The sequence below is a fragment of the Bartonella sp. CR127HXZ genome (assembly GCF_042194555.1).
GTDB lineage: Bacteria > Pseudomonadota > Alphaproteobacteria > Rhizobiales > Rhizobiaceae > Bartonella > Bartonella grahamii.
In genome coordinates, this window is the sequence record NZ_JBHIMZ010000001.1 from 319,612 (window position 1) to 343,834 (window position 24,223).

Consider the following 24,223-nt stretch of genomic DNA (forward strand, 5'->3'; position numbering starts at 1 on the left):
AAAAAATCATTGCTTTAAGGAGAGCAGTTCGTTGGGGTCGTTAGATATTACCATCTTTGTGTCTATGAAAGTGTAAAACAATAGTATCATACTTATTTGTCAGCTTTCAGTGTTTCAACGGCTCTTGCATTTGAGAGAAGCATGAAAAGAGATATTTCACGCCTTTCTTAAAAAGTTTTTATCTACAGGCTCATTTCATATGTGAGACGTGCAAAAAAATCGTTTTGATTAATTCAGAGGGTTTGAAATGAGAGCATTTTACTGTATTTATGTCTGTCATTCGATATCAAAAACGATAAATTATCTATATAAATTAAAGTTTTTTCATTAGAAAAATTATCTTGTATCATTTATTGAGTTAGTGAAAAGGTTTACATTGTAGGATATATAATAGGGAAAAATGAATCTATTTTTAAAGATTTTTCTCATTGTATTTTGGTATTCTGTCTCTTAAGGATTTATTGCATTTTTGTAAAGCTGTGATTAGATTATGTAGTTATTGCTTTTTATAATAAATTCTTTAAGAATTTTTTCTGAATCGGAATTTTATTTTAATAGAGTGGGGAATACCTGAAGTTTAACTATAGGAGATAAAAATGTTTATTACGAACGCTTATGCTCAAGTTGCAGGCGATGTTTCCGGTGGATTTTCATTTGTTAGCGCTGTCCCACTCATTTTAATTTTTGCAATTATGTATTTTTTTATCATTCGTCCACAGCGTACCCAAATGAAAAAACGCCAAGAAATGCTTAATGCAGTACGTCGTGGTGATACAGTTATAACGGGTGGTGGTATTATCGGCAAGGTTACGAAGGTTCACGACGAGAGTGGTGAATTAGAGGTTGAAATTGGTGAGAGTATGAATATTCGTGTTATTCGCTCAACATTAGCTGATGTGCGCGTTAAAGGTGAGCCGATTGCAGAAAAAAAATCAAAGCTTAATGCTAAAGCAGAAACACCACAAAAGTCTAAATCTAAAACGACAACGAAAGAAAATATGAGTGTCTCTAAAGAGAAAAAAGCTATATCAAAAGAAAATGAATCTTAAGGTGTAATGGCAGTTTATTACATTTTTTAAGCATTTTTATAAAAAGCTTGGCAAGATCAAGACAATTTCATTGGAAAAGTGGCTTTTATAGTGGATACAGAAAATCGAGTTTTTGTTTCCTTGAGATTATTAAAATAGTTGCTTTATTTATAGAATATTACGCAATTTTTTTCTGTTTTTTAAACAAGATCATTGTTTCTATAAAAAGAAACTTGTGAGTAAATAAACTGAGAAAACTTTTTAAAAGGTAGATTTATTTAAGCAGGTAGAGCATTTGATCGCGGTTTATTATCAAATTTTCATATACTTGCTGTATGAGAAGATTAAGGTTTTATATAAAATTTTCACTTCAATACTAGGCTATGGTTAACATATCAATGTTTGTATCAGTCTTCCTTTAATTTTTATGGTAAGAAGTAGCAAAGACAAAAATAAAGGGTGCTTTTTCATGTTCGATGCAATTCAAATTCGTGAAGCACATTTTCCAAGTCGCGCACCTATTGATGCTTATGGAAATGGTGGATTTCGTTTTGCTGATATGTCTCATAGAGGTTCTATTATTTGTGTACCATCGGGTATTTATGGTATTGACATGGCAGGGCCTATTCCCACTCAAGGGGATCTATCTCGTATTTTAGAAGAAGCTTCTGAAATCGAAGTTTTATTAATAGGTACTGGAATTGAATTATTGCGATTACCTGAAGAGTTACGGGTGCTTTTATGGGAAAAACGTATTTCATCAGATACAATGAGTACGGGAGCGGCGGTGCGTACATTTAATGTTTTATTGGCTGAAGATCGCGCTGTTGCGGCATTATTATTTGCGGTAGAATAGAGTATTGTGTAATAAAACAAATGCTCTCGTCTAGTATGAAAGACTTGTGTGATTATTTTACTGCGCCGTAAAATACCGTCGTTTAAAGTGGTGATAGAAGGGGAATAAAATATACATAACTTAACACATTAAGTGTTTTTAAATACAGTAGCAAGTATTCAGGGCAGAGCTTGTTCGTAGTTCAATGAATCACATGAGTGATCAACTCTTGGCACTTGAGACAGTTCATAGGAGGCATTTTTAATTCTTTCTTATACAGTTTTTACCTACAAGTCAGCCCCGCTTGTGATATGCAAGGGAATAGTTTTGATTGATTCAACATGGAATTGGTTTGAAATGCAAGCATTCTACGATATTTGAGATTCTAATTTAACATATAAAACAATGAATTATCATTATAAATAAATGCGTTGATAGTAATAGAAACTCACCGAGAGCAATTGGATTTTTTACAAATTGGTATTGGTAAGAATCTTTGTCCTTTAGGGTGGGGAGGAGGTTAATGATTTGATGAAGTTTTTGTGATCAGTGCATTTTTATAAAATAACATTGTCATCTATTTAGTGAAAAAGTGTTTTGCGTTGTTTGTTATTCTAAGTTTCACTATGCATGTTACGATTAGTTTTTAGCTTTTTTTACTGCAAATGAAAACTTGAAGTCCGATAAGACAAGTTTTATCAGAAAAGTTATTTATTTAATTTTTTTCTTTCTAAAACGAAAAGTGACTAGAAAAGAAATTTTAATTCATAATACAGTTAAGAGACACATTTAAAAATCTTATTTTCTGAACTGTATTTGCTTATCCCTCATTTTTTAATATGAATAAAAAGAGGATATTAATTTCATTACTAAAAAAGGGACGTTAATAGGTTTAAATGATAGGCTCTCTTCCTTATTGTCTTGATATTTTACGTACCATAGATCGTGATCGCTATATATCGGTTTTATTTGCGCCTAAAAAAAAGCGCCAAGCATTGGCTGCTCTTTATGTATTTAATGCTGAAGTTTCTCGTATTCGCGAAAGTGTACATGATCCACTCATAGGAGAAATACGGTTACGTTGGTGGTATGATTCTATTGCTCATGGTGAAATGCAAACGAGTGGAAATAATCCGATTTTGAGTGATTTATTGAAAGCAATAACTCTTTTTAATTTACCTAAGACAGCTTTTTTACGTTATTGTAATGCACAAATTTTAGATCTTTATCACAATCCAATAGAAACACTTCATGATCTAGAGCATTATTGTGGTGAGACAGCAAGCATAATTTTACAGCTTTCTTGTCAGATATTAGATCCTGATACTGCACAAGAGTTTACAGATATCTATGAACATGGAGGGATTTCTCAAGGATTAAGCGGTGTATTGCGTCTTTTATCATTCATGCAATCACGATATCAATATTATTTACCTACTGATATATTAAAGGCTGTAGGAGTGAATAGGGAAGATTTAGAATCTCATCGTCTCAGTGATCAACAAAAGGGTCGTATTGTTGAAGCTATGGTAGCATTATCGCGCGATCATTATACCCAATTTTACGAGTATTCTTGTGCTTTACCTAGAGTTCTTAAGCCAGCTTTTCTTCCATTGGTCATTGTACCGGCTTCTCTTCAAAAAGCTATACAGCTGGGTGCTGCAATTTTTCAAGAGAGTGCAACATTGCCATTGATATATCGCTATTGGTTGATAACAAGGGCAGCAATAAGCGGCAATTTTCCAAAGATATTGTAAAAGAATATTAGCACGTTGAAATGCGTAACATATAGACTGATTTTCTCATATGAAAATAAAAGGAGCTATGGTGTTTCCAAACCATTTTTTTGTTATAAAAAATGTTGATGTTTTGGTTGTTATGAGCGCAAAAGAATAAGAAATTTTATGAGAGAAGTTGTCTTGGCAGTCTATGAGTTTATAAAAAACTCTTATTTTTGAGAAATCATAATTGATGACTGTTATGATTTATGAATATATTGATTTATAATGATAATTCGTTTTTTCTCATATTGAATGAGAGTCTTGAATAGAAAAAGATTTCTTCATTTTTATAATGAATTTTAAAAATAGTTTTTTGTATACTATAAGTTGGGTGTGTAAATGAAATCATTTAAAGAAAAAGCAATACGCTCCTTATGAATGAGTATTAAGAGTAGCAATATGATAAGCTATAAATGAATGACGATAGGGATGACATTTATAGCTTAATGGGTATAGCTTAGTGTGCGACAAATTTTACAACCTTTGGATGGATAATATTTTTTAATGCGTTGCAAAAACGACTCTACATTCCATTGACTATTTTCTCGCAAATCCATACATGCACTGATTTGCGAGAGAATTAATCATTATACAAATGTTGATCCTAAGATATGCAAACAAGAGACCTATCTTACCTCTTCAACTATAGACGAAGAGCTGATGGAAACTTTATCAAATAAGTTCTTTAAATTATGTACAACCTTTTTATTGGAGAGCGTTAAAGATCTGATTATAATTTGTGCTATTAATTTCCAAAGGATGTTCTTTATTGGCAATTTGTAGCATTTCTAGCTTGAGATCTTCTCTTATCATCATATCTATATTGGCGCGGACCTCAGTTGAAAGAGTATGAGGCGTGATATCTTTAGGCATGGTGACAGTCTTTATTTGATAAATGATACGGTTTGTTGCAAGTGGACCTTTTATGATGCCATAATGACCTTTGGGAGCAGAAAATAATGCTTTAATCCCTTCAACGCCAAGAGGGTCAGATGAGTCTTGACGCCGGAGGGCTGGTGTTGTTTGTTTTGTAACACCAAGGGTACGAGCAAGAGCAACAAGACTTTTTCCTTCCGTGAGCTGTTTGAGAGCATTTTGAGCTTTTTCATCAAGAAGACGTTGGATTTCCTCACTTTTCCATTGAGAAAGAACATCTAGCTTAGCCTCTTCAAGTGTTTTATCGCGGGCAGGAATAATTTTATCGACCTTATACCAGAGATATCCACCATTTTGAAAAGAGAGAGGATCAAGATCGACTCCTTCATTTGATTGATAGATGGCATTCAGTAAAATATCTTTTTGAGGTAAATCCGTGAGTGCTGCACCTTCAAGCGTTTTTCCCGTTTTATCAATGGTAATTGTGCGCAAAGATAACTTGTATTGGTCAGCTAGCTCTTTGAGAGAAGCACCCTCAAAACGAGCATTTTCAATGGCTACATAATTGTTACGGATATCATCAGTAGCACGATTTTTGGCAAGTGTTTGGCGAATATTTTCTTCGACCTTTTCAAAAGGAAGAGAGCTTGAGGGTTCAATATGCGTGACGCGAATGATAATAGGTCCCTGTAAGTCATTTATCACAGTACTGACTTGGCCTTGTTGAAGTTCAAAAATTTCAGAGGCTAGATGACTAGGAAGTTCATTTTCTGCGAGAGGACCTTTTTTTATGTCATTAAGAGTCTTGTTTTCAGCTTTTACCAGTTCATCAAAACTCAATCCATCAGCTATTTTTTTTGCTGCATTATCGGCTTCTTCACGTGAGGGGAATTGCAGTTCCTCGAATGTACGCTTTTCAGGCGTTACAAAACGTGAAGCATTTTGTGTATAATAGGCTTTTGCCTCATCTGTTGAGATATCTTTAGGTTTTACAAAATCATTAAGTTCCATAGATAGCAAAGAGACAGTGCGGTATTCTGGAGCACGAAATTGACTTTGATGTGTTTTAAACCATTTTTGTAGTGTTTCGTCATCAGGATCAGCAATTGTTTCCTTTTCTTTTAGATCAATAACGAGATAATCAGCAATACGCATTTCTCCTTGATAAAGAGCAAGTGCTTTATAAAAGAGATTTGGTGCTTTCATATCAGAGAGTAAAGCTGAAATAAGTTGGTTACGCTTTTCTTGTTTGGTGTAATAATTAAGAAAAGCACTTTCACTAATACGTAAATGCTGAAGATAGTTATAAAACAAATTTTTATCAAAAGTGCCATTTACTTGGAACATCTTATCAGAACCAATCGTATGAGCTATCGTATCTTTTGAAAGACTTATTTTCATTTTACGTACTTGTTCATCAAGCAATACATTTTGTTGTAATTGATTAAATACAAAAGCAGGAATTTGGTATTGCTGCATTTCATTTGCTGTAAACATTCGTCCAAGATGAGCAGCATATGCTAAACGAGCGCTTTGATCGGCAAGTGCAAGACGATAATCATCGACAGTTACTGTGGACTTTCCAGAAGTAATAAGATCTCTTTCACTTTTTTTGTGTAATTGCGGTATTCCCCATAGAAGAATGAAGCATAAGAGTAAAATAGCAAGGAAAATTCTAGAAATCCAAGAATTTGTAGCATTTCTTATGATGTCAAGCATTGTTCAAGTCCATTTTTAATGTGAATTATTATCAAAGCTAATGGAATTTGCAATAAAGAGATGAAAGATGCAAGCTTTAAAGACTTGCTTTCATGTTATAATTTGGTAACTACAGATAAACAATGTATTGTAAGAGCTCTTGAGGTGAAAATATGTCTCCAAATACTCGGCCTTTTCTTGCTGGAAATTGGAAAATGAATGGAACGAGTGAATCGCTTGGAGAGTTGCGTGCTATTGCTACAGGCGTTAGCTCTGATCTCAATCATCTTTTTGAGGCGCTTATTTGCGTCCCAGCAACGCTTTTATCTCGTGCTTCTGATATGCTGGATGGTGAAAATCTCCTTTTGGGAGGACAAAATTGTCATTTTGATGATCATGGTCCCTATACTGGAGATATTTCAGCTTTTATGCTTAAAGAAGCAGGAGCAAGTCATGTCATTATTGGGCATTCAGAACGTCGTACAGTGTATCAGGAAAATGATGCGATTGTCTGTGCCAAAGTGCAAGCTGCGTGGCGAGCAGGTCTTGTGGCCCTTGTGTGTATTGGTGAAACATTGGAGGAGCGTAATGATAATAAAGTGCTGGATATTCTCACGCAGCAGCTTGAAGAATCTTTACCAGATGATGCAACAGCAGAGAATACCATTATCGCTTATGAACCTGTTTGGGCGATAGGCACCGGCAATACAGCGACTCCAGAAGATATTGCAAAAGTACATCATTTCATTCGTGATAAGGTGCGTTCTCGTTTTAGTGATGAAGGCAATAAGATACGTCTGCTTTATGGTGGGTCCGTAAAGCCATCCAATGCATTTGAGCTTTTAAGCATTCCTCATGTTAATGGTGCTTTGATAGGTGGAGCAAGCTTAAAAGCGATTGATTTTTTAACTATTTGCGATGTTTGTCGTAAACTATAGTAGAGAAATTTGAGTTTCCCCTTGGATTGTGTATTATTTATGTGTAAATAGCTATGAAAGAGTTATTTGAAGAGCAGGGTTTATGCAAACAGTACTTATAATTATTCATTTGTTGATTGTGATTACTTTGGTTGGTGTTATATTAATCCAACCTTCAGAAGGTGGTGGGCTAGGTGTGAGTAATAGCTCAGGGTTGATGAAAACTCGTGGATCTCGAAACCCTTTAACACGTTTGACTGCTATTTTAGCCTGTTGTTTTTTTGTTGTGTCTATTGGGCTTACCGTGGTGGGTAATATATCAAATTCTAGTTCTGATATTTTAAAGCGTATACCGGTTAATTCAGAGCAGAATTCTACCAATAAAGCCTCAGAATCAGTCCCATCATCAGATGGTGAGTCTTCCCCTTCTATTCTTGAACAGCTAGGAGGCAATTCGAATTCTCCGCAGGAACAGAAACAGTCCACAAATCCTGAAGCAGAAAGCCCAGTTCCACCGGTTCTTGAAAACACAGTTCCGGATAACAGTACGAAATAGTTTTTTAAGAAAATATAGACTTTTTAAAAGGTGATTTTTTCACCTTTTTTATTTTAGAAGAAAAATTGTTTCTTTTTGCATTTTTTGCTGGAAAAATCATTATAAATTGCTTATCACCATAAGCCCATGGCACGTTATGTTTTTATTACTGGTGGTGTGGTTTCTTCCCTTGGAAAAGGCATCGCAGCGGCGGCGTTAGCAGCGTTATTACAGGCTCGTGGCTACCGTGTACGTCTTCGAAAACTTGATCCTTATTTAAATGTTGATCCAGGTACGATGTCACCTTATCAACATGGTGAAGTATTTGTGACCGATGATGGTGCAGAAACGGATCTTGACCTTGGTCATTATGAGCGTTTTACTGGGCGGTCTGCAAATAGCCAAGATAATATCACAACAGGGCGTATTTATCGCAATATCATTGAACGAGAGCGGCGTGGTGATTATTTGGGGGCAACAGTTCAAGTTATTCCTCATGTTACGGATGAAATTAAGAGATTCATTACGATGGGAAATGAAGAGTTTGATTTTGTTTTGTGTGAGATAGGGGGAACGGTTGGTGATATTGAAGCAATGCCTTTTCTAGAAGCGATTCGTCAGCTTCGCAATGAGCTACCAAGACAAAGTGTCGTTTATGTCCATCTCACATTAATGCCTTATATACCTTCGGCAGGTGAATTAAAAACGAAACCAACACAACATTCTGTCAAAGAATTGCAAGCAATTGGTATTTCTCCTGATATTTTGCTTGTACGTGCAGATCGATCTATTCCAGAAACAGAACGGTGCAAATTATCACTTTTTTGTAATGTTCGCTCCAATGCAGTCATTCAGGCATTAGATATGCCAACAATTTATGATGTTCCTATGGCATATCATAAGGAGGGGTTGGACTCTGAAGTTCTTTGCGCTTTTGGAATCGATTCGGCACCTTCTCCTCAGATGGATCGTTGGGAAGATATTACGCATCGTATTCACCATCCTGAAGGAGAAGTTACGATTGCTGTTGTAGGAAAATATACGGGTTTAAAGGATGCTTATAAATCTCTTATTGAAGCGATTGCGCATGGTGGTTTAGCGAATAAAGTAAAAGTTAATATTGAGTGGATTGATTCGGAACTTTTTGAAAAAGAAGATTCTGTTTCAGCTTTGCAAAAAGCCCATGGAATTTTGGTTCCAGGTGCTTTTGGGGCACGAGGGGCAGAAGGAAAGATTCGAGCAATTCAATTTGCACGAGAGCGTAAAGTTCCATTTTTAGGGATTTGTTTTGGGATGCAATTAGCTTGTATAGAGGCTGCGCGCAATATTGCACAGATTAAGAATGCTTCATCAAGTGAGTTTTGCGAAACAGAAAATCCAATTGTAGGTTTAATGACAGAATGGCTTAAAGGAGACGTTCTTGAAAAACGTACAAGAAACGGTGATCTCGGCGGATCAATGCGTCTTGGTGCTTTTGCTGCTGAATTAAAAGAAGAGAGTCATATTGCTCAAATTTATGGGATGACCAAGATTGTCGAGCGACATCGTCATCGGTATGAGGTCAATATTGATTATAAGGATAAGTTAGAACAGTGTGGTTTGATTTTTTCTGGGATGTCTCCTGATGGTATTTTACCAGAAACTATAGAATATGCAGATCATCCATGGTTTATTGGTGTTCAATATCATCCAGAATTAAAATCCCGTCCTTTTGATCCACATCCGCTTTTTTCTTCTTTTATTGAAGCCGCTGTAGAACAAAGTCGATTGGTTTAATGCATAAATTGGGTTACTTTGCTTTTGAGGGATAAAATGACTAAACCAAATGCCCGTGTGAAAGTTAGAAATATTATTTTTTCAAATGAAATGCCTCTTTCATTAATTGCAGGGCCGTGTCAGATGGAAAGTCGCGATCATGCTTTTGAAATGGCTGATCGTATTAAAACAATTACCGATCAGCTTGGTATCGGGTTTGTTTATAAATCGAGTTACGATAAAGCTAACCGAACTTCTTTAGGGGCGGCACGTGGTATTGGTCTTGAAAAAGCAATGGCTGTTTTTTCTGATTTAAAAAAGGAGTTTGATTGTCCCATATTAACTGATGTGCATACAGAAGAGCAATGTACAATTGTTTCTTCTACGGTTGATATTTTACAAATACCGGCTTTTTTATGTCGTCAAACAGATCTTTTGGTAGCAGCCGCCAAAACAGACTGTGTTATTAACATTAAAAAAGGTCAGTTTTTAGCGCCGTGGGACATGGAGAATGTTTTAAAAAAGGTTGTTTACAGTGGTAATCCCAATGTTATGCTTTGTGAGCGAGGCACATCATTTGGTTACAACCGACTTATTTCTGATATGCGTTCATTGCCTATTTTACGTTCATTTGGTGCTCCTGTTATTTTTGATGCAACGCATTCTGTTCAAGAACCTGGGGGGCAGGGTGCTTCATCTGGTGGACAGCGTCAATTTGTTGAAGTTTTAGCACGTGCGGCTGTTTCTGTTGGGGTAGCAGGTATTTTTTTAGAAACGCATCAAGATCCAGATAATGCACCTTCTGATGGACCCAACATGGTTAAACTTGATAATTTAAAAAGATTGCTTGAGACTTTAATGGAGTTTGATTATCTGTCAAAGAAGTTGAATTAAGAAGAGAAAAAATATTTTATTAATAGGGCATTAGAAATGAATCGAGACTTTTATTGGATAAGGAAACACATATGACTATAATTGTCGATATCATTGGACGTGAGGTTCTTGATAGCCGTGGTAATCCAACGGTAGAAGTTGATGTTCATTTGGAGAATGGAGCTTTTGGTCGTGCTCTGGTTCCATCGGGAGCTTCAACAGGAGCACACGAGGCTATAGAGCTTCGTGATGGTGGTTTGCGCTATCAAGGGAAAGGTGTTGAAAAAGCGATTGCTGCAGTTAATGGCGAAATTCTTGAAGAACTTGGTGGGCGGGATGCAACAAATCAAATCGCTATTGATCAAGCAATGATTGCTTTGGATGGAACGCCAAACAAAGCCCGTCTTGGTGCCAATGCACTTCTTGGTGTTTCATTAGCTGTTGCGAAAGCAGCTGCGGATTCATTAAATTTACCTTTGTATCGTTATATTGGTGGTACACAAGCGCATATTCTTCCAACCCCTATGATGAATATTATTAATGGTGGCGTTCATGCTGATAATTTGATTGATTTTCAGGAGTTTATGATTATTCCTATAGGAGCCCCTACTGTAAGAGAAGCTATCCGTTATGGCGCTGAGATTTTCCATGCATTGAAAAAGCGTTTAAAAGATGCGGGTTATAATACCAATGTTGGTGATGAAGGTGGTTTTGCACCTCAATTTAAAAGTGCTGATCAAGCAATTGATTTTATTATGGAATCTATTACAACATGTGGCTACAAACCAGGGGAACAAATTGCCATTGGTTTAGACTGTGCTTCAACCGAATTTTATAAAAATGGTTCGTATTTTTATAAAGGTGAGGGGAAATGCCGTGACATCCAAGAGCAGGTAGATTATTTAGCGCAGCTTGTGAAAAATTATCCTATTATTACAATTGAAGATGGAATGGCTGAGGATGATTGGGAAGGTTGGAAGTTACTCACTGACACAATTGGAGAAAAATGTCAGCTTGTTGGCGATGATTTGTTTGTAACGAATTCAGCACGTTTGCGTGATGGTATCAAAATGGGGGTAGGCAATTCTATTCTCATAAAAGTTAATCAAATTGGTACATTGAGTGAAACACTTGATGCTGTAGAAGTAGCACATAAAGCAGGTTATCGTGCCATTATATCTCATCGTTCAGGCGAAACAGAGGATTCTTTTATTGCAGATCTTGCTGTTGCAACGAATTGTGGACAAATTAAAACAGGTTCTCTTGCACGTTCGGATAGATTAGCAAAATACAATCAACTTATTCGTATTGAAGAAATGCTAGGGGCCCAAGCGCGTTATGCTGGTGATTTATATCGTGTATAGTTGTGAGCACAAAATATGAAAGTATAAGATCATTTAGACTATGAAATTGAGATTTCTTATCAAAGGCATATACGCAATAATTTTTAAGTGTTTAAATTTATAGGGATTAAGATGAGAGGTATAATTATTAGTCAAGATCAAGGAACTTATCTCGTTTCGGGTGATGATGGTAAACGTTATCAGTTTGCGACTTGGGATTGGATGGGAAAGAATCCGCCAAGGATCGGTTATACTGTTGATTTTGTCTGTGAGGGGGGTGTTGTCAGTTCTGTTTTTCCATTGTTGAGACCAGGTACAGAGAATTCAAAGATAATGTTCGCACTCCTTTGTTGGTGTTCAGGTATCTTTGGTGTTCATCGCTTTATGGTTGGTAAAGTTCGGACTGGTGCTTTAATGCTGATTCTATCTTTATCATTGTTTGGATTGATAATTACCGGTATTTGGGCAATTGTTGATTTTATACTCATTCTTGGTGGAAGATTTACGGATAAAGACGGGAATCAGATTACAGATTTTTAAAAATTTATAATAAAAAGAAAATAATTAAGTTTACTTTTTATTTTGATCAATATAGTAAGCTGCATAATGCAAGATTGTTGTACTCTATTTCTTTAATGTGAGATATTAAGAGAAATATGCACAGTTGAATAAAAGTATTGAAAAAGGCTGTGCTATTTTATGTGGGTAAAACAACGGCGTAAATCCACTAAGGTGTGTTTTGTATTGCTGCTTATAGCTGCAGAAAACATTAGCTCATTGGGGGGATCAAAACTATTTTAATTTCACGTTTATCACGGCTGCTACAAATTTTATTTACACCGTGAGGTTAATCAGCATATTATAAAAAGAAATAATCTCTTTATGAATAACACATGAGGAGAAGCTTTATAGGTGGTCGAGGATGAAAGGTAAGATTATTGGTCAGGATCAAGGAGATTATTTTGTTTCTGGGGCTGATGGTAAGCGTTATCAATTTACGAGTTGGGATTGGTTAGGAAAAAAACCACCAAAAGTGGGTGATACCGTTGATTTTGTATATGAAGATAATGTTGTTAAATCTGTTCTCCCTCTTTTGAGTAAATCGCAGTCAGAAAAATCAAGATTGGCGATAGCACTTGTTTGTTGGTTTTTTGGATGGTTGGGAATTCATCGCTTTATGGCTGGTAAAGTTGGAACGGGCATTGCAATGCTTCTTATAACGATAACAGGTATAGGGCTGTTAGTTACTATACCGTGGTCGTTTATCGATTTTATAGTTATTTTATCCGGATATTTTAGGGATGAAAATGGGGATAAAATTATAAATTGGTAGAAATTTTAGAATAATATAAAATGTAAAGAGCTAAGAATTTTCTTTACTTTTAATGTTGTCAATATATTAATTTAATAATGTAAATTATTTTAGTCTATGTCTTTAAATGTGAAATATTAAAGAAAATTATGAATATTTAAATAAAACTATTGAAAAAGACTGTACTATTTCATATGAAAAAAGCAAAGGTGCAAATCGAACAGCGTGCTTTGTATTACCACTTGTAATTGCGGGAATTTTAAGTTGTTGGGGGATTTTTAGCTTTTTAAATTGTCATATATCACGGTGAATACAGACTGTATTCATGCTGTGAGGTTTATTCAACATATTATCATATTAGAAGAAAAGCTTCTTTATGAATAACAATTTTATAGGTGGTGAAGATGAAAGGTAAGATTATTGGTCATGATCAAGGAGATTATTTCATTTCAGGGGCTGATGGTAAGCGCTATCAGTTTGCGAATTGGGATTGGTCAGGAAAAACGCCGCCGAAAGTTGGTGACGTCGTTGATTTTGTGTGTGAAGGGGATACCATTAAATCTATTTTCCCTATCTTGACTGAAGGTCAGTCACAGCAATCAAAAGTGACGTTAGCGGTCGTTTGTTTTTTTCTAGGTGGACTAGGAATTCATCGTTTTATGGTTGGTAAAGTTGGAACGGGCATTGCAATGCTTCTTATAAATATAATAAGTGTAATACTTATAATAAGTGTAATATTTATGCCGGTAGGGCTTATAGGAGTTTTTTTGATAATTACACCTTGGGTATTGATTGATTTTATAGTCATTTTAACAGGAAATTTTAAAGACAAAGATGGGTGTAAAATCACAAGTTAGTGGGATATCCAATATTTGTAATACAAAAAGTGGGGCATTCAGCTTACTTTGATTGTATTTAAGGGGGGGATAAATTGGTGATAACAAATTGTTTGAGTGTATAGATTTGGTAATGAGGTATTAATCAAAATCGTGCATAGTTGGGCAAAATATTAAAAAATTTGTGCTGTAAAGACTGTGCTATTTTATGTGGACAAAGCAGAAACGTCGATCAATCAAAGTGCGCTTTGTACTACCTCTTATGACGGTGGGAGTCTTAAGCTATTTCAGTTATCACATTTATCATGGTGAGTATGGATTGTATTCACGCAGTGAAGTTAATCAGCATATTAGCGAATTAGAAAAGGAGCTTCATAAAATAGAAGCTGAGCGGATATTCATGGAAAAGCGTATTTCTCTTTTACGCAATGGACATATAGAAAAAGATATGCTGGATGAGTATGTCCGAAAGAATTTGAACTTTTCTAAGCCAAATGAACTGACAATCTTAATACCTTGAAATGATACCAAAGGTAAATGAAAAATCGCTTAATTTAAACAACAATCAGCAATGATATTGTTTAAGCCGATTGATAAGGCTTGTAACTTTTGTTCGTAAAGGTTATTCCTAAATAATCATAAAAGGGAGTTTAATATGGCAGAACGACTTAAAAAAAATTCTGCGTCGGTGGCGCGCACTGCATTATCAAGCACCACAAAGAAAGCACCAATAGCAGACTTTACAAAAGAAGAAGAAATTGATGCTTATCGTGAAATGCTTTTAATTCGCCGTTTTGAAGAAAAAGCAGGACAACTTTATGGTATGGGGCTTATTGGGGGATTTTGTCACCTTTATATTGGTCAGGAAGCCGTTGTTATAGGAACATTGAAAGCGGCAAAAGAAGGTGATCAGGTTATTACGTCTTACCGTGATCATGGTCATATGTTAGCCGTTGGGATGAGCCCACGTGGTGTCATGGCAGAATTAACGGGACGTCAAGGTGGCTTTTCCAAAGGGAAAGGTGGCTCGATGCATATGTTCTCTAAAGAAAAGAACTTTTATGGAGGACATGGTATTGTTGGTGCGCAGGTTCCAATTGGTTCAGGTTTGGCATTTTCGAATCAGTACCTTGGTAAAGATAATGTGACATTGGTTTATTTTGGTGATGGTGCCGCAAATCAGGGGCAGGTTTACGAAAGTTTTAATATGGCTTCACTTTGGAAGCTTCCTGTTGTTTATATTATTGAAAATAATCAGTATGCTATGGGAACGTCAGTTTCACGTGCATCTGCAGAAACTGATTTTTCCCGACGTGGTCTTTCTTTTGAAATTCCAGGTATTGTTGTTGACGGTATGGATGTTCGATCAGTAAAAGGAGCTGCTGATGAAGCGATTTCTTGGGCACGCTCAGGTAAAGGACCGATCATTCTTGATATGCAGACCTATCGCTATCGTGGTCATTCCATGTCTGATCCAGCAAAATATCGTTCAAAGGAAGAAGTCCAAAAAATAAAAGAGGAACACGATCCGATTGATCAAGTAAAAAGTCGGATTCTTAAGAAAAATTGGGCGAACGAAGATGATTTAAAGTCTATTGAGAAAGAGGTTCGTGCAATTGTTGCTGATGCGGCAGATTTTGCACAAAGTGATCAAGAGCCAGATGCTTCTGAGCTCTATACTGATATTTTAGTTTGATGCGAGGGAAGCAAGTATGTCTATTGATATTTTGATGCCGGCGCTTTCACCAACTATGGAAGAAGGTAAACTGTCTAAATGGCTCAAGAGAGAAGGTGATAAGGTTAGCTCTGGCGATGTTATTGCTGAAATTGAAACGGATAAGGCTACAATGGAAGTAGAGGCCGTTGATGAAGGTACTCTTGGTAAAATTTTTGTGCCTGAAGGTTCTGAAGGCGTAAAGGTCAACACTGTTATTGCGATTTTGTTAGAAGAAGGTGAGCGTGCTGAGGATATTTCGCAACCTACGGATACAGCACAAAAACCTAAGGAATCTCCTCTTTCTCTGCCTTCGTCAGTTCCGCAGGTTCCTACTTTTGATACGTCTCCTGATTTTGATATTCCAGCGGGAACACAAATGGTTACAATGACAGTTCGTGAAGCGCTTAATCAGGCTTTGGCTGAAGAAATGCGGCGTGATGAAAAAGTTTTTCTCATGGGGGAAGAAGTCGCGCAATATCAAGGTGCCTATAAGGTTAGTCAGGGTTTATTGGAAGAATTCGGAGAGCGCCGAGTTATTGATACCCCAATTACAGAGCACGGCTTTGCTGGGTTGGCTGTTGGGGCTGCTTTTGGAGGGTTACGTCCCATTGTTGAGTTTATGACCTTTAATTTTGCGATGCAGGCGATGGATCAAATTATTAACTCAGCAGCAAAAACACGTTATATGTCTGGTGGACAAATGACCGCTCCTATGGTTTTCCGAGGTCCCAATGGTGCGGCTGCCCGTGTTGGTGCTCAACATTCTCAATGCTACGCTGCATGGTACAGTCATGTACCAGGTTTGAAAGTTGTCATGCCTTATAGTGCTGCAGATGCAAAAGGTTTGCTGAAAGCTGCTATTCGTGATGATAATCCTGTTATTTTTCTTGAAAATGAGATTTTGTATGGGCATCAATTTGATGTCCCTCAACTGGATGATTTTGTTTTGCCTATTGGTAAGGCGCGTATTCATAAGTCTGGACAAGATGTGACGATTGTCGCGTGTGGAATTGGAATGCATTATGCCGTTCAAGCGTTGCCGGAAATTGAACAGCTTGGTATTGATGTTGAATTGATTGATTTACGAACCATTCGCCCGATGGATCTTCCAACAATTCTTTCTTCGGTTAAAAAAACAGGTCGTTTGGTAACAATTGAAGAGGGATTTCCTCAGTCATCCGTGGGAACTGAAATAGCAACGCGTGTTATGCAGCAGGCTTTTGACTATCTTGATGCGCCAATTGCTACGATTTCTGGCAAAGATGTTCCGATGCCTTATGCCGCTAATCTTGAGAAGTTGGCTTTGCCTAATACTGCTGAAATTATTGAGGCCGTTAAGGCTGTGACATACAGAGCATAACGGAGGAAAGCATAATGCCCATTAAAATTACAATGCCAGCGCTTTCCCCTACGATGGAAGAGGGAAATTTAACAAAATGGAATATTAAGGAGGGAGATAAAGTTTTCTCTGGTGATGTTATTGCTGAAATTGAGACGGATAAAGCGACAATGGAAGTCGAAGCCGTTGATGAAGGTAGGGTTGCCAAAATTGTTGTTCCTGCTGGAACACAAGGCGTTAAAGTAAATGCTTTAATTGTTGTTTTAGCAGAAGAAGGTGAAGATTTAGCTGAAGCTGCAAAAGTTTCAGAAGAAATCTCTTCTTCTACAAGACAAGAACCAGAGGGCGTAAAACAGACAGATTCTCTGAAACAGACGGACTCAAAGGGTACAAAAATGTCTCATGAATCATCAGCTCAGCAATTATTGCAGCAAGATAAAAAGGAAGCGCGTCTTTTTGCCTCTCCCTTAGCGCGGCGATTAGCATCTCAGGAAGGTCTTGATTTATCCCTTATTTTTGGAAGTGGTCCGCATGGGCGTATTATCAAGCGCGATGTAGAAAAAGCTGTAAGTAGTGATATTTCTAAAGTGTCTTATTCATCACAAATAGGGGAGCTAGTAGCTACAGGTGCTTCTGACAAACAGATACTGAAACTCTTTAAAGAGGATGAATATACCTTCGCACCCCATAATAATATGCGTAAAACAATCGCAACACGTTTGATGGAATCAAAACAGAGAGTTCCACATTTCTATGTAACGGTAGATTGTGAACTTGATGCGCTATTAGCACTGCGTACACAACTGAATGCTGCTGCACCAATGATTAAGGGGCAGGAAGAAACTCAGCCTACTTATAAGCTTTCTGTTAATGATATGGTGATCAAAGCTGTCGCACTTTCTTTGAAAGCTGTTCCTGATGCGAATGTCTCTTGGCTTGAAGGCGGAATGCTTCATCATAAACATTGTGATGTTGGGGTTGCTGTTTCTATTCCCAATGGATTAATTACGCCGATTATTCGCCATGCAGAGGAAAAGCAGTTATCCCTTATTTCCAAAGAGATGAAGGATTTTTCAAAGCGTGCGCGTGAGGGCAAGTTAAAAATGGAAGAATATCAGGGTGGAACAACAGCTGTATCAAATATGGGGATGTATGGTATAAAAAGTTTTTCGGCTATCCTTAATCCACCGCATGCGACGATTTTTGCGATTGGTGCAGGGGAAGAACGCGCCGTTGTTAAAAATGGTACATTAGTTGTTGCGACAGTTATGTCAGTTACAATTTCTGCGGATCATCGTGCTGTCGATGGTGCTTTAGCCGCAGAGCTCGCGCGGACTTTTAAGAAGATAATCGAAAATCCATTAGCAATGTTAGTTTGAACTGTTTAACAGTTCTTCACGTAAGTTGTGAGAGAGTGTGTTAAGAGAATAAAAACAAATTTAAGAGTTTGAAGAGCAATGTTATTGCTATTTCTGGTTTGGGTAAAGCATTTACGTGAAGCTTAAAGCAAAAGACATAAGATAATTCTGTGATGTTGTTTTGCAGTCTTAAGTTCAAAAAATGCATATCCGTTTTATATATATCCATGGAGGAATTACTGTGGCAAATCTTTATGATGTAATTGTGATTGGATCAGGTCCAGGCGGATATGTAACCGCAATTCGTGCAGCACAATGTGGTTTTAAGACTGCGATTGTTGAACGTGAACATTTGGGAGGGATCTGTTTAAATTGGGGATGTATTCCAACAAAGGCCCTTCTACGTTCAGCGGAAATGAAACATTTTGCTGAACATGCAAAAAATTATGGATTAAAAATTAATGGTTCAATTGAGGCAAACATCAAAGATGTTGTGGCACGTTCACGCGGTGTTTCAGCACGTTTAAATGCTGGCGTTGATTTTTTAATGAAAAAAAACAAAATTGATATTATCTGGGGTGAAGCAAAGCTTACCAAAGAAGCGAAGGGAAGCCATCCTGCGGAAATTATGGTTTCTTCATCCTCAAAACCGATTATGCAACCGCAAAATCCAGTCCCTAAAGGGACGTTAGGGGAGGGAACTTATCAAGCAAAGTATATCATTATTGCAACGGGCGCACGTCCTCGTGTCCTTCCTGGTATTGAGCCAGATGGAAAACTCATTTGGACTTATTTTGAAGCTATGATACCGCCAGCAATGCCAAAATCGCTTTTGGTTATAGGGTCTGGGGCTATTGGCATTGAATTTGCCTCTTTTTATCGTGATATGGGAGCTGAGGTAACTGTTGTTGAAATGATGCCCCACATCATGCCTGCTGAAGATATTGAAATTTCAACGTTTGCTTGTAAACAGTTAGAGAAAAAAGGTTTACGCATTCTTCGTCAAGCAAAAGTAACAAAGGTTGAAAAATCTTCTGATTCTGTGACTGTACATATTGATGTTCAAGGTAAAATAGAGTCAATGACTGTTGACCGATTGATTTCCGCTGTTGGGGTGCAAGGTAATATTGAGAATCTTGGTTTAGAAGCTTTGGGAATAAAAACCGATCGCGGGTGCATTGTAACCGATGAATGGAGTTGGACGGGGGTGGAAGGAATTTATGCTATTGGTGATGTAGCAGGTCCTCCTATGTTGGCACATAAAGCAGAAGAAGAAGGTGTGATATGTATTGAGCATCTTGCAGGTTTAAAGAATGCTCATCCGCTTGATAAAAGAAAAATTCCAGGGTGTACATATTGTACACCACAGGTTGCCTCTGTAGGGCTTTCAGAAGCTACAGCAAAAGAAGCAGGTTATGATATACGTATTGGTCGTTATTCTTTTGCTGCGAATGGCAAGGCGATTGCTTTGGGTGAAGATCAGGGGTTAGTAAAAACGATTTTTGATAAAAAAACAGGACAGCTTCTTGGGGCCCATATGGTAGGGGCTGAGGTAACAGAATTGATACAGGGTTTTGTTATTGCCATGAATCTTGAAACAACAGAAGAAGAATTAATGCATACTGTCTTTCCACATCCGACTTTATCGGAAATGATGAAAGAAAGTGTATTGGATGCTTATGGTCAAGTTTTAAACGCTTGATGACTGGATTGTGTGAAAGATTTTATATTTTTGATTGTTACTTCGTATTTATAAGGCAAAGGCTTAAATGGTTACGGTTGTTGATAGAGTTACAAATAGACGTTTGCGTCATCCTGAAAAGGCACATCGTCCTGATACAAGCGTTCAAAAAAAGCCAGATTGGATTCGTGTAAAAGCGCCAACATCACCAATTTATAAGGAAACACATGGTATTGTACGTACGCATAAGTTAGTGACTGTATGTGAAGAAGCTGGTTGCCCTAATATTGGCGAATGTTGGAGCCAGCGGCATGCTAGCTTTATGATTTTAGGTGAAATATGTACGCGTGCTTGTGCTTTTTGTAACGTTGCAACAGGTATTCCACTTGCCGTTGATGATAATGAGCCAGAACGCGTAGCCGATGCTGTTGCACGGATGGAATTAAAACATGTTGTCATTACATCTGTTGATCGTGATGATCTTGCTGATGGTGGTGCTGAGCATTTTGCAAAAGTTATTTATGCGATTCGTCAAAAAACTCCTAAAACAACAATTGAAGTTCTGACACCTGATTTTCGTCATAAGGATGGCGCTTTAGAAGTTGTTGTTGCTGCTAAGCCTGATGTTTTTAATCATAACTTAGAAACAGTTCCTTCTAAATATTTGAAGGTTCGTCCAGGGGCACGTTATTTTCATTCAATTCGTTTATTACAACGCGTTAAAGAACTTGATCCAACAATTTTTACAAAATCGGGAATTATGGTTGGGCTTGGGGAGGAGCGAAATGAAATTTTGCAATTGATGGATGATTTGCGCTCTGCTGATGTTGACTTTATGACGATTGGACAATATTTGCAGCCTACACGAAAACATCATCCAGTTGTTCGTTTTGTGCCTCCTGAAGAATTTGAGTCTTTTGCCAAGATTGGTAAAGTAAAAGGATTTTTACATATGGCCTCCAATCCTCTGACGCGTTCATCTCATCATGCTGGAGATGATTTTGCTATTTTGCAAAAAGCGCGTGATGAAAAATTTTCCTTACAGAGATAATTATGCCGATTTTTACAATACATCGGCAGATCACCCATAGTGCCAGTGAAATGTTTGAGCTGGTTTCAGATATTGAGCGTTATCCTGAATTTTTACCAATGTGTGAGTCTTTGATAGTACGTTCTCGAAAAGAGTATGGGAAAAAAATGTTGCTTCTTGCGGATATGACCGTTGGCTATAAGATTATCCGTGAAACTTTTACGACTCAAGTATTTCTTCAGCCGGAAAAAAATCTTATAGAAGTTAAATATATTGATGGTCCATTCAAATATCTTGAAAATCGTTGGTCCTTTCATGATATTGAAAATACCAATGCATGTAATGTAGAGTTTTTTATTGATTATGAATTTAAAAGTAAAACGCTTGGATTAGTGATGGGCTCAATGTTTGATATTGCGTTTCGTAAATTCACCGACGCTTTTGAGAAGCGTGCGCATCAGATTTATGGCTCTACGATAACATAGTCTATTCTGTTATTTTTTAACAATACGTATTGCTTATAACAGCGTGAAGGTGAAAACTGGTTTTCATCTTTACTATTTGTTTTAATTCATCTTTTTCAGCTTTGAAAAGCATATTAAAGGAATATCATTTTAAATGATGAAGATGATGCACAGCTTTACGCTTTTGTTTCTCTTTTTTAATAGAGGCATATCCAAACAAAACGCCCAAATAGGACATGCTTGCGTCATACCCATTTCATAATAAATAGTAGAGATACTCGTAAAAGTATATAAATCAACATCTTTACACTTATGAAAAAGTCAGCCTGCACCATTGATTTGCCATCTCTCAAGATGTTGCGCGAGCTCTTAGCATTTGAGAGAGGTACAAGTATCCCTTTCTTTAATCATTTTATTTATACAGTTTTTTTCTTGTGGCGTGCAAGTGAATAAATTTGATTGATTCAACTTAAAGTTGTGGCACAATAAATCATTTTTTCAAGATGTTGACGATTATAGACTCAATGTGGAATAGAGAGCTTTGAAATTAGTATGGGGAATTCAGTGAAGCAATTCCAGAATCATTTTAAAAACATTTTCAACAGTTGCATGGCGGATAGCATTGCGGTTAAGATGACCAAAGTGCATTTCTTTGTGCAGAGTTTTATGATTTTTGTAAGCAACTGCGCAGTGCACAAGTCCTACAGGTTTATCAAGACTTGCTCCTCCTGGACCAGCAATTCCTGTTACAGAGACTGCAATGTCAGCTTGTGAATGTTTTAATCCACCCTCAGCCATTGCAAGAGCAACTTCTTTTGAAACGGCGCCATAGGTTCTTATAAGTTCAGCACAAACGCCAACAAGGCGTGTTTTAGATTCATTTGAATAAACAACAAATCCACAATCGAGAACATCTGACGAGCCTGCAATATTTGTGAGGCTTGCAGCAATGAGTCCTCCTGTACAAGACTCTACAGTTGTTAACAGCAAACCTTTTTGGCGAAAGATATTAAGGACTTCATGTGCTTGTTTTTCACAAAGATATGTCATTGGGGAAGTTCTCCTGAATAAAGAACGCTCACTGTTGCAAGAGCAGCAATTCCTTCACCGCGACCAATAAATCCAAGCCTTTCATTTGTTGTTGCTTTGATAGAGATTCGATCAGGTGTTATTGAAAGTATCGTCATAAGATTTTCTGTCATGGCATGACGATAGGGACCAATTTTAGGATTTTCAGCAATAATTGTGATATCAACATTGGCGATACGACCACCTGCTTGTTTTAGAATATCAAGAGCATGACGGAGAAAAATTTCTGATGATGCATTTTTCCATTGAGGATCAGAGGGAGGGAAATGTGTGCCAATATCTCCAGCACCTCGCGTAGCGAGCAGGGCATCTGTTAGCGCATGAAGAGCAACATCCGCATCGGAGTGTCCATTCAATTTTTTATGAAAAGGAATTTTTATACCACATAAAATAAGAAAATCACCATCCTCGAAAGAGTGAACATCATAACCATTGCCGGTGCGGATATCAGGAAATATTTGCATTTTCTTTTGGAGATATAAATGTGCAGTATTAAAATCTTCATGCCATGTAATTTTTATGTTGTTAGGATCCCCAGGAACGGTACGCATAGGAATTCCAAACCATTCGGCAATCGCAGAATCGTCAGTGAATTCTTTTTTGCAAGCTTGTTTTGCTTGTTTATGGGCCGCTAAGATATGTTCAAAGGGAAAACACTGTGGAGTTTGTGCACTATAAAGATGGGTACGGGGAATTGTTTCTAAAACATGCTGATTATTTATACGTTTAAGGGTATCAGAGATGGGCAGAACAGGAAGAACACCTTCTTGAGGTGTGATCGTGTTGTGAATGTTATCAAGAAGCTTGTTTTCGATAAAGGGGCGTGCACCATCATGAATATGCACATATTGGGGATTGAATTTTTTGAGTGCCTGAAGTCCATGTAAGGTAGAGATTTGACGTGTCCTGCCTCCTTCAACGATAATAAGGCGCTCTTTAAAATCGCCGATAGCTTGTTCACAGATTTGACGATCTTCTGGATGAATAACAAGGATAATTGTTGTGATAGCTGGATGCTGCAAAAAACAATGCACGGTATGATAAATAATCGGCTTTTGTCCTAGAAGCCGATATTGTTTTGGAATTTTATGGGGAGACCCTGCTCTTTCACCGCGTCCAGCAGCTAATATTATTGCTGCAATAGAAATACTTAATCTCCTCGTGTTATAATCTTAGTTTGCTTTTTTGTCATTAATTTTAAAATGATTTTGAAAGGATGGTTGTTGTAGATCAGCAAGGGATATCACGGATAACACCTCAAAAAAAGCATTTAATGCTTTTTGAAGTGCGGTATTTAAACCACAAAAATCAATCAAGGGGCAAGTCGGTTCTGCAGTATCGAAACATTCTGCGAGGGAAAAGTTGTCTTCTGTTACTTTCACAACATCAGCGACTGAAATCTCTGCTGCGGGTTTCGCCAACCTAACTCCACCATTGCGTCCACGCACTGTTTGTATAAAACCTGCTTGAACAAGCAGCTGAAGGATTTTAAATAAAAAAAGTTCTGAAACGGCATATGCTTTAGCAATTTCTGGAACACGACTGAGAGTTCCCTGATTATCTGCACAATACATGAGCATTCGAAGAGCATAATTTGTTTGTTTTGTTAATCGCATCTCATTTCCTTCGTAAAGTATCGTCGAACACAGTTTATTTTAAGATATTTTGCAAAATGTAGAAGTTCTTTCTCATTGACTATATTTGCCCTATTTTAAATGTAGTATTAGTATTGTCAATTTTTGCTACAAAAGGTTAT

22 protein-coding genes are annotated in these 24,223 nt (G+C 37.2%); 18 read left to right on the forward strand and 4 right to left on the reverse strand.

Translation table 11 applies throughout. The features are described from left to right. Window positions 1-596 precede the first annotated feature (596 nt). The 3 genes from yajC (at window position 597) to ACFIKY_RS01295 (ending at window position 3,620) form a co-directional block, all read left to right on the forward strand. On the forward strand, window positions 597-1,049 hold the full coding sequence (gene yajC, locus ACFIKY_RS01285; RefSeq protein ID WP_375647558.1) for a preprotein translocase subunit YajC: 453 nt from the start codon (window positions 597-599) through the stop codon (window positions 1,047-1,049). 448 nt (window positions 1,050-1,497) lie between these two features. After that, complete coding sequence (locus ACFIKY_RS01290) at window positions 1,498-1,884, forward strand: Mth938-like domain-containing protein (protein ID WP_012754989.1); 387 nt, start codon at window positions 1,498-1,500, stop codon at window positions 1,882-1,884. An 875-nt stretch (window positions 1,885-2,759) separates the two neighbouring features. Next, window positions 2,760-3,620 carry a phytoene/squalene synthase family protein gene (locus tag ACFIKY_RS01295; protein ID WP_375661303.1) on the forward strand — a complete coding sequence of 287 codons (861 nt, stop codon included), beginning with the start codon at window positions 2,760-2,762 and terminating at the stop codon, window positions 3,618-3,620. 729 nt (window positions 3,621-4,349) lie between these two features. Here the strand turns inward: ACFIKY_RS01295 and ACFIKY_RS01300 are convergent. Continuing rightward, complete coding sequence (locus ACFIKY_RS01300; RefSeq protein WP_375636503.1) at window positions 4,350-6,239, reverse strand: peptidyl-prolyl cis-trans isomerase; 1,890 nt, start codon at window positions 6,237-6,239, stop codon at window positions 4,350-4,352. Window positions 6,240-6,391: 152 nt separating this feature from the next. On the opposite strand from ACFIKY_RS01300, the gene tpiA reads away from it, so the two are divergent. The 15 genes from tpiA to ACFIKY_RS01375 all read left to right on the forward strand — a co-directional run bounded on the left by tpiA (window position 6,392) and on the right by ACFIKY_RS01375 (window position 21,399). Continuing rightward, complete coding sequence (tpiA, locus tag ACFIKY_RS01305) at window positions 6,392-7,156, forward strand: triose-phosphate isomerase (RefSeq protein WP_273788353.1); 765 nt, start codon at window positions 6,392-6,394, stop codon at window positions 7,154-7,156. An 82-nt stretch (window positions 7,157-7,238) separates the two neighbouring features. Next, entirely contained in the window at window positions 7,239-7,691 is a 453-nt protein-coding gene (gene secG, locus ACFIKY_RS01310; protein ID WP_273788352.1) for a preprotein translocase subunit SecG, read from the forward strand. A 126-nt stretch (window positions 7,692-7,817) separates the two neighbouring features. Next, on the forward strand, window positions 7,818-9,446 hold the full coding sequence (locus ACFIKY_RS01315; RefSeq protein ID WP_026500351.1) for a CTP synthase: 1,629 nt from the start codon (window positions 7,818-7,820) through the stop codon (window positions 9,444-9,446). Between the two features lie 36 nt (window positions 9,447-9,482). Next, window positions 9,483-10,319, forward strand: coding sequence for a 3-deoxy-8-phosphooctulonate synthase (kdsA, locus tag ACFIKY_RS01320; protein WP_375661304.1), 837 nt, complete (start codon window positions 9,483-9,485; stop codon window positions 10,317-10,319). A gap of 71 nt (window positions 10,320-10,390) precedes the next feature. After that, on the forward strand, window positions 10,391-11,662 hold the full coding sequence (eno, locus tag ACFIKY_RS01325; protein ID WP_273788350.1) for a phosphopyruvate hydratase: 1,272 nt from the start codon (window positions 10,391-10,393) through the stop codon (window positions 11,660-11,662). A 111-nt stretch (window positions 11,663-11,773) separates the two neighbouring features. After that, complete coding sequence (locus ACFIKY_RS01330; RefSeq protein ID WP_273788349.1) at window positions 11,774-12,181, forward strand: TM2 domain-containing protein; 408 nt, start codon at window positions 11,774-11,776, stop codon at window positions 12,179-12,181. A gap of 382 nt (window positions 12,182-12,563) precedes the next feature. Then, window positions 12,564-12,974, forward strand: a complete 411-nt coding sequence (locus ACFIKY_RS01335) for a TM2 domain-containing protein (protein WP_273788348.1) — start codon at window positions 12,564-12,566, stop codon at window positions 12,972-12,974. Window positions 12,975-13,357: 383 nt separating this feature from the next. After that, complete coding sequence (locus ACFIKY_RS01340; RefSeq protein WP_375628670.1) at window positions 13,358-13,810, forward strand: TM2 domain-containing protein; 453 nt, start codon at window positions 13,358-13,360, stop codon at window positions 13,808-13,810. A 187-nt stretch (window positions 13,811-13,997) separates the two neighbouring features. Then, on the forward strand, window positions 13,998-14,309 hold the full coding sequence (locus tag ACFIKY_RS01345; protein ID WP_012754998.1) for a septum formation initiator family protein: 312 nt from the start codon (window positions 13,998-14,000) through the stop codon (window positions 14,307-14,309). A gap of 135 nt (window positions 14,310-14,444) precedes the next feature. Next, entirely contained in the window at window positions 14,445-15,485 is a 1,041-nt protein-coding gene (pdhA, locus tag ACFIKY_RS01350; RefSeq protein WP_273788346.1) for a pyruvate dehydrogenase (acetyl-transferring) E1 component subunit alpha, read from the forward strand. Window positions 15,486-15,501: 16 nt separating this feature from the next. Then, the gene (locus ACFIKY_RS01355) at window positions 15,502-16,866 is read left to right on the forward strand and encodes a pyruvate dehydrogenase complex E1 component subunit beta (protein ID WP_375636497.1); all 1,365 of its coding nucleotides are present in this window, start codon (window positions 15,502-15,504) and stop codon (window positions 16,864-16,866) included. A gap of 14 nt (window positions 16,867-16,880) precedes the next feature. Further along, complete coding sequence (locus ACFIKY_RS01360; protein ID WP_375661305.1) at window positions 16,881-18,224, forward strand: pyruvate dehydrogenase complex dihydrolipoamide acetyltransferase; 1,344 nt, start codon at window positions 16,881-16,883, stop codon at window positions 18,222-18,224. A 220-nt stretch (window positions 18,225-18,444) separates the two neighbouring features. Then, entirely contained in the window at window positions 18,445-19,905 is a 1,461-nt protein-coding gene (gene lpdA, locus ACFIKY_RS01365; protein ID WP_375636493.1) for a dihydrolipoyl dehydrogenase, read from the forward strand. 67 nt (window positions 19,906-19,972) lie between these two features. Continuing rightward, window positions 19,973-20,935 carry a lipoyl synthase gene (gene lipA, locus ACFIKY_RS01370; protein ID WP_273723360.1) on the forward strand — a complete coding sequence of 321 codons (963 nt, stop codon included), beginning with the start codon at window positions 19,973-19,975 and terminating at the stop codon, window positions 20,933-20,935. A 2-nt stretch (window positions 20,936-20,937) separates the two neighbouring features. After that, on the forward strand, window positions 20,938-21,399 hold the full coding sequence (locus ACFIKY_RS01375; protein WP_273788342.1) for a type II toxin-antitoxin system RatA family toxin: 462 nt from the start codon (window positions 20,938-20,940) through the stop codon (window positions 21,397-21,399). Window positions 21,400-21,939: 540 nt separating this feature from the next. Here the strand turns inward: ACFIKY_RS01375 and ACFIKY_RS01380 are convergent. From ACFIKY_RS01380 to rirA, 3 genes are read right to left on the reverse strand one after another with little or no spacing between them, the layout of a single operon-like run. Continuing rightward, entirely contained in the window at window positions 21,940-22,428 is a 489-nt protein-coding gene (locus tag ACFIKY_RS01380; protein ID WP_375636491.1) for a CinA family protein, read from the reverse strand. Beyond that, window positions 22,425-23,615 (reverse strand): bifunctional 2-C-methyl-D-erythritol 4-phosphate cytidylyltransferase/2-C-methyl-D-erythritol 2,4-cyclodiphosphate synthase, encoded by a 1,191-nt coding sequence (locus tag ACFIKY_RS01385; protein WP_375644921.1) that lies wholly within the window; start codon window positions 23,613-23,615, stop codon window positions 22,425-22,427. The genes ACFIKY_RS01380 and ACFIKY_RS01385 overlap by 4 nt, the downstream gene beginning before the upstream one ends. Before the next feature lie 24 nt (window positions 23,616-23,639). Beyond that, a complete protein-coding gene (gene rirA / locus ACFIKY_RS01390) occupies window positions 23,640-24,083 on the reverse strand; it encodes an iron-responsive transcriptional regulator RirA (RefSeq protein WP_273788340.1) in 444 nt (147 codons plus the stop codon). Window positions 24,084-24,223: the final 140 nt, after the last annotated feature.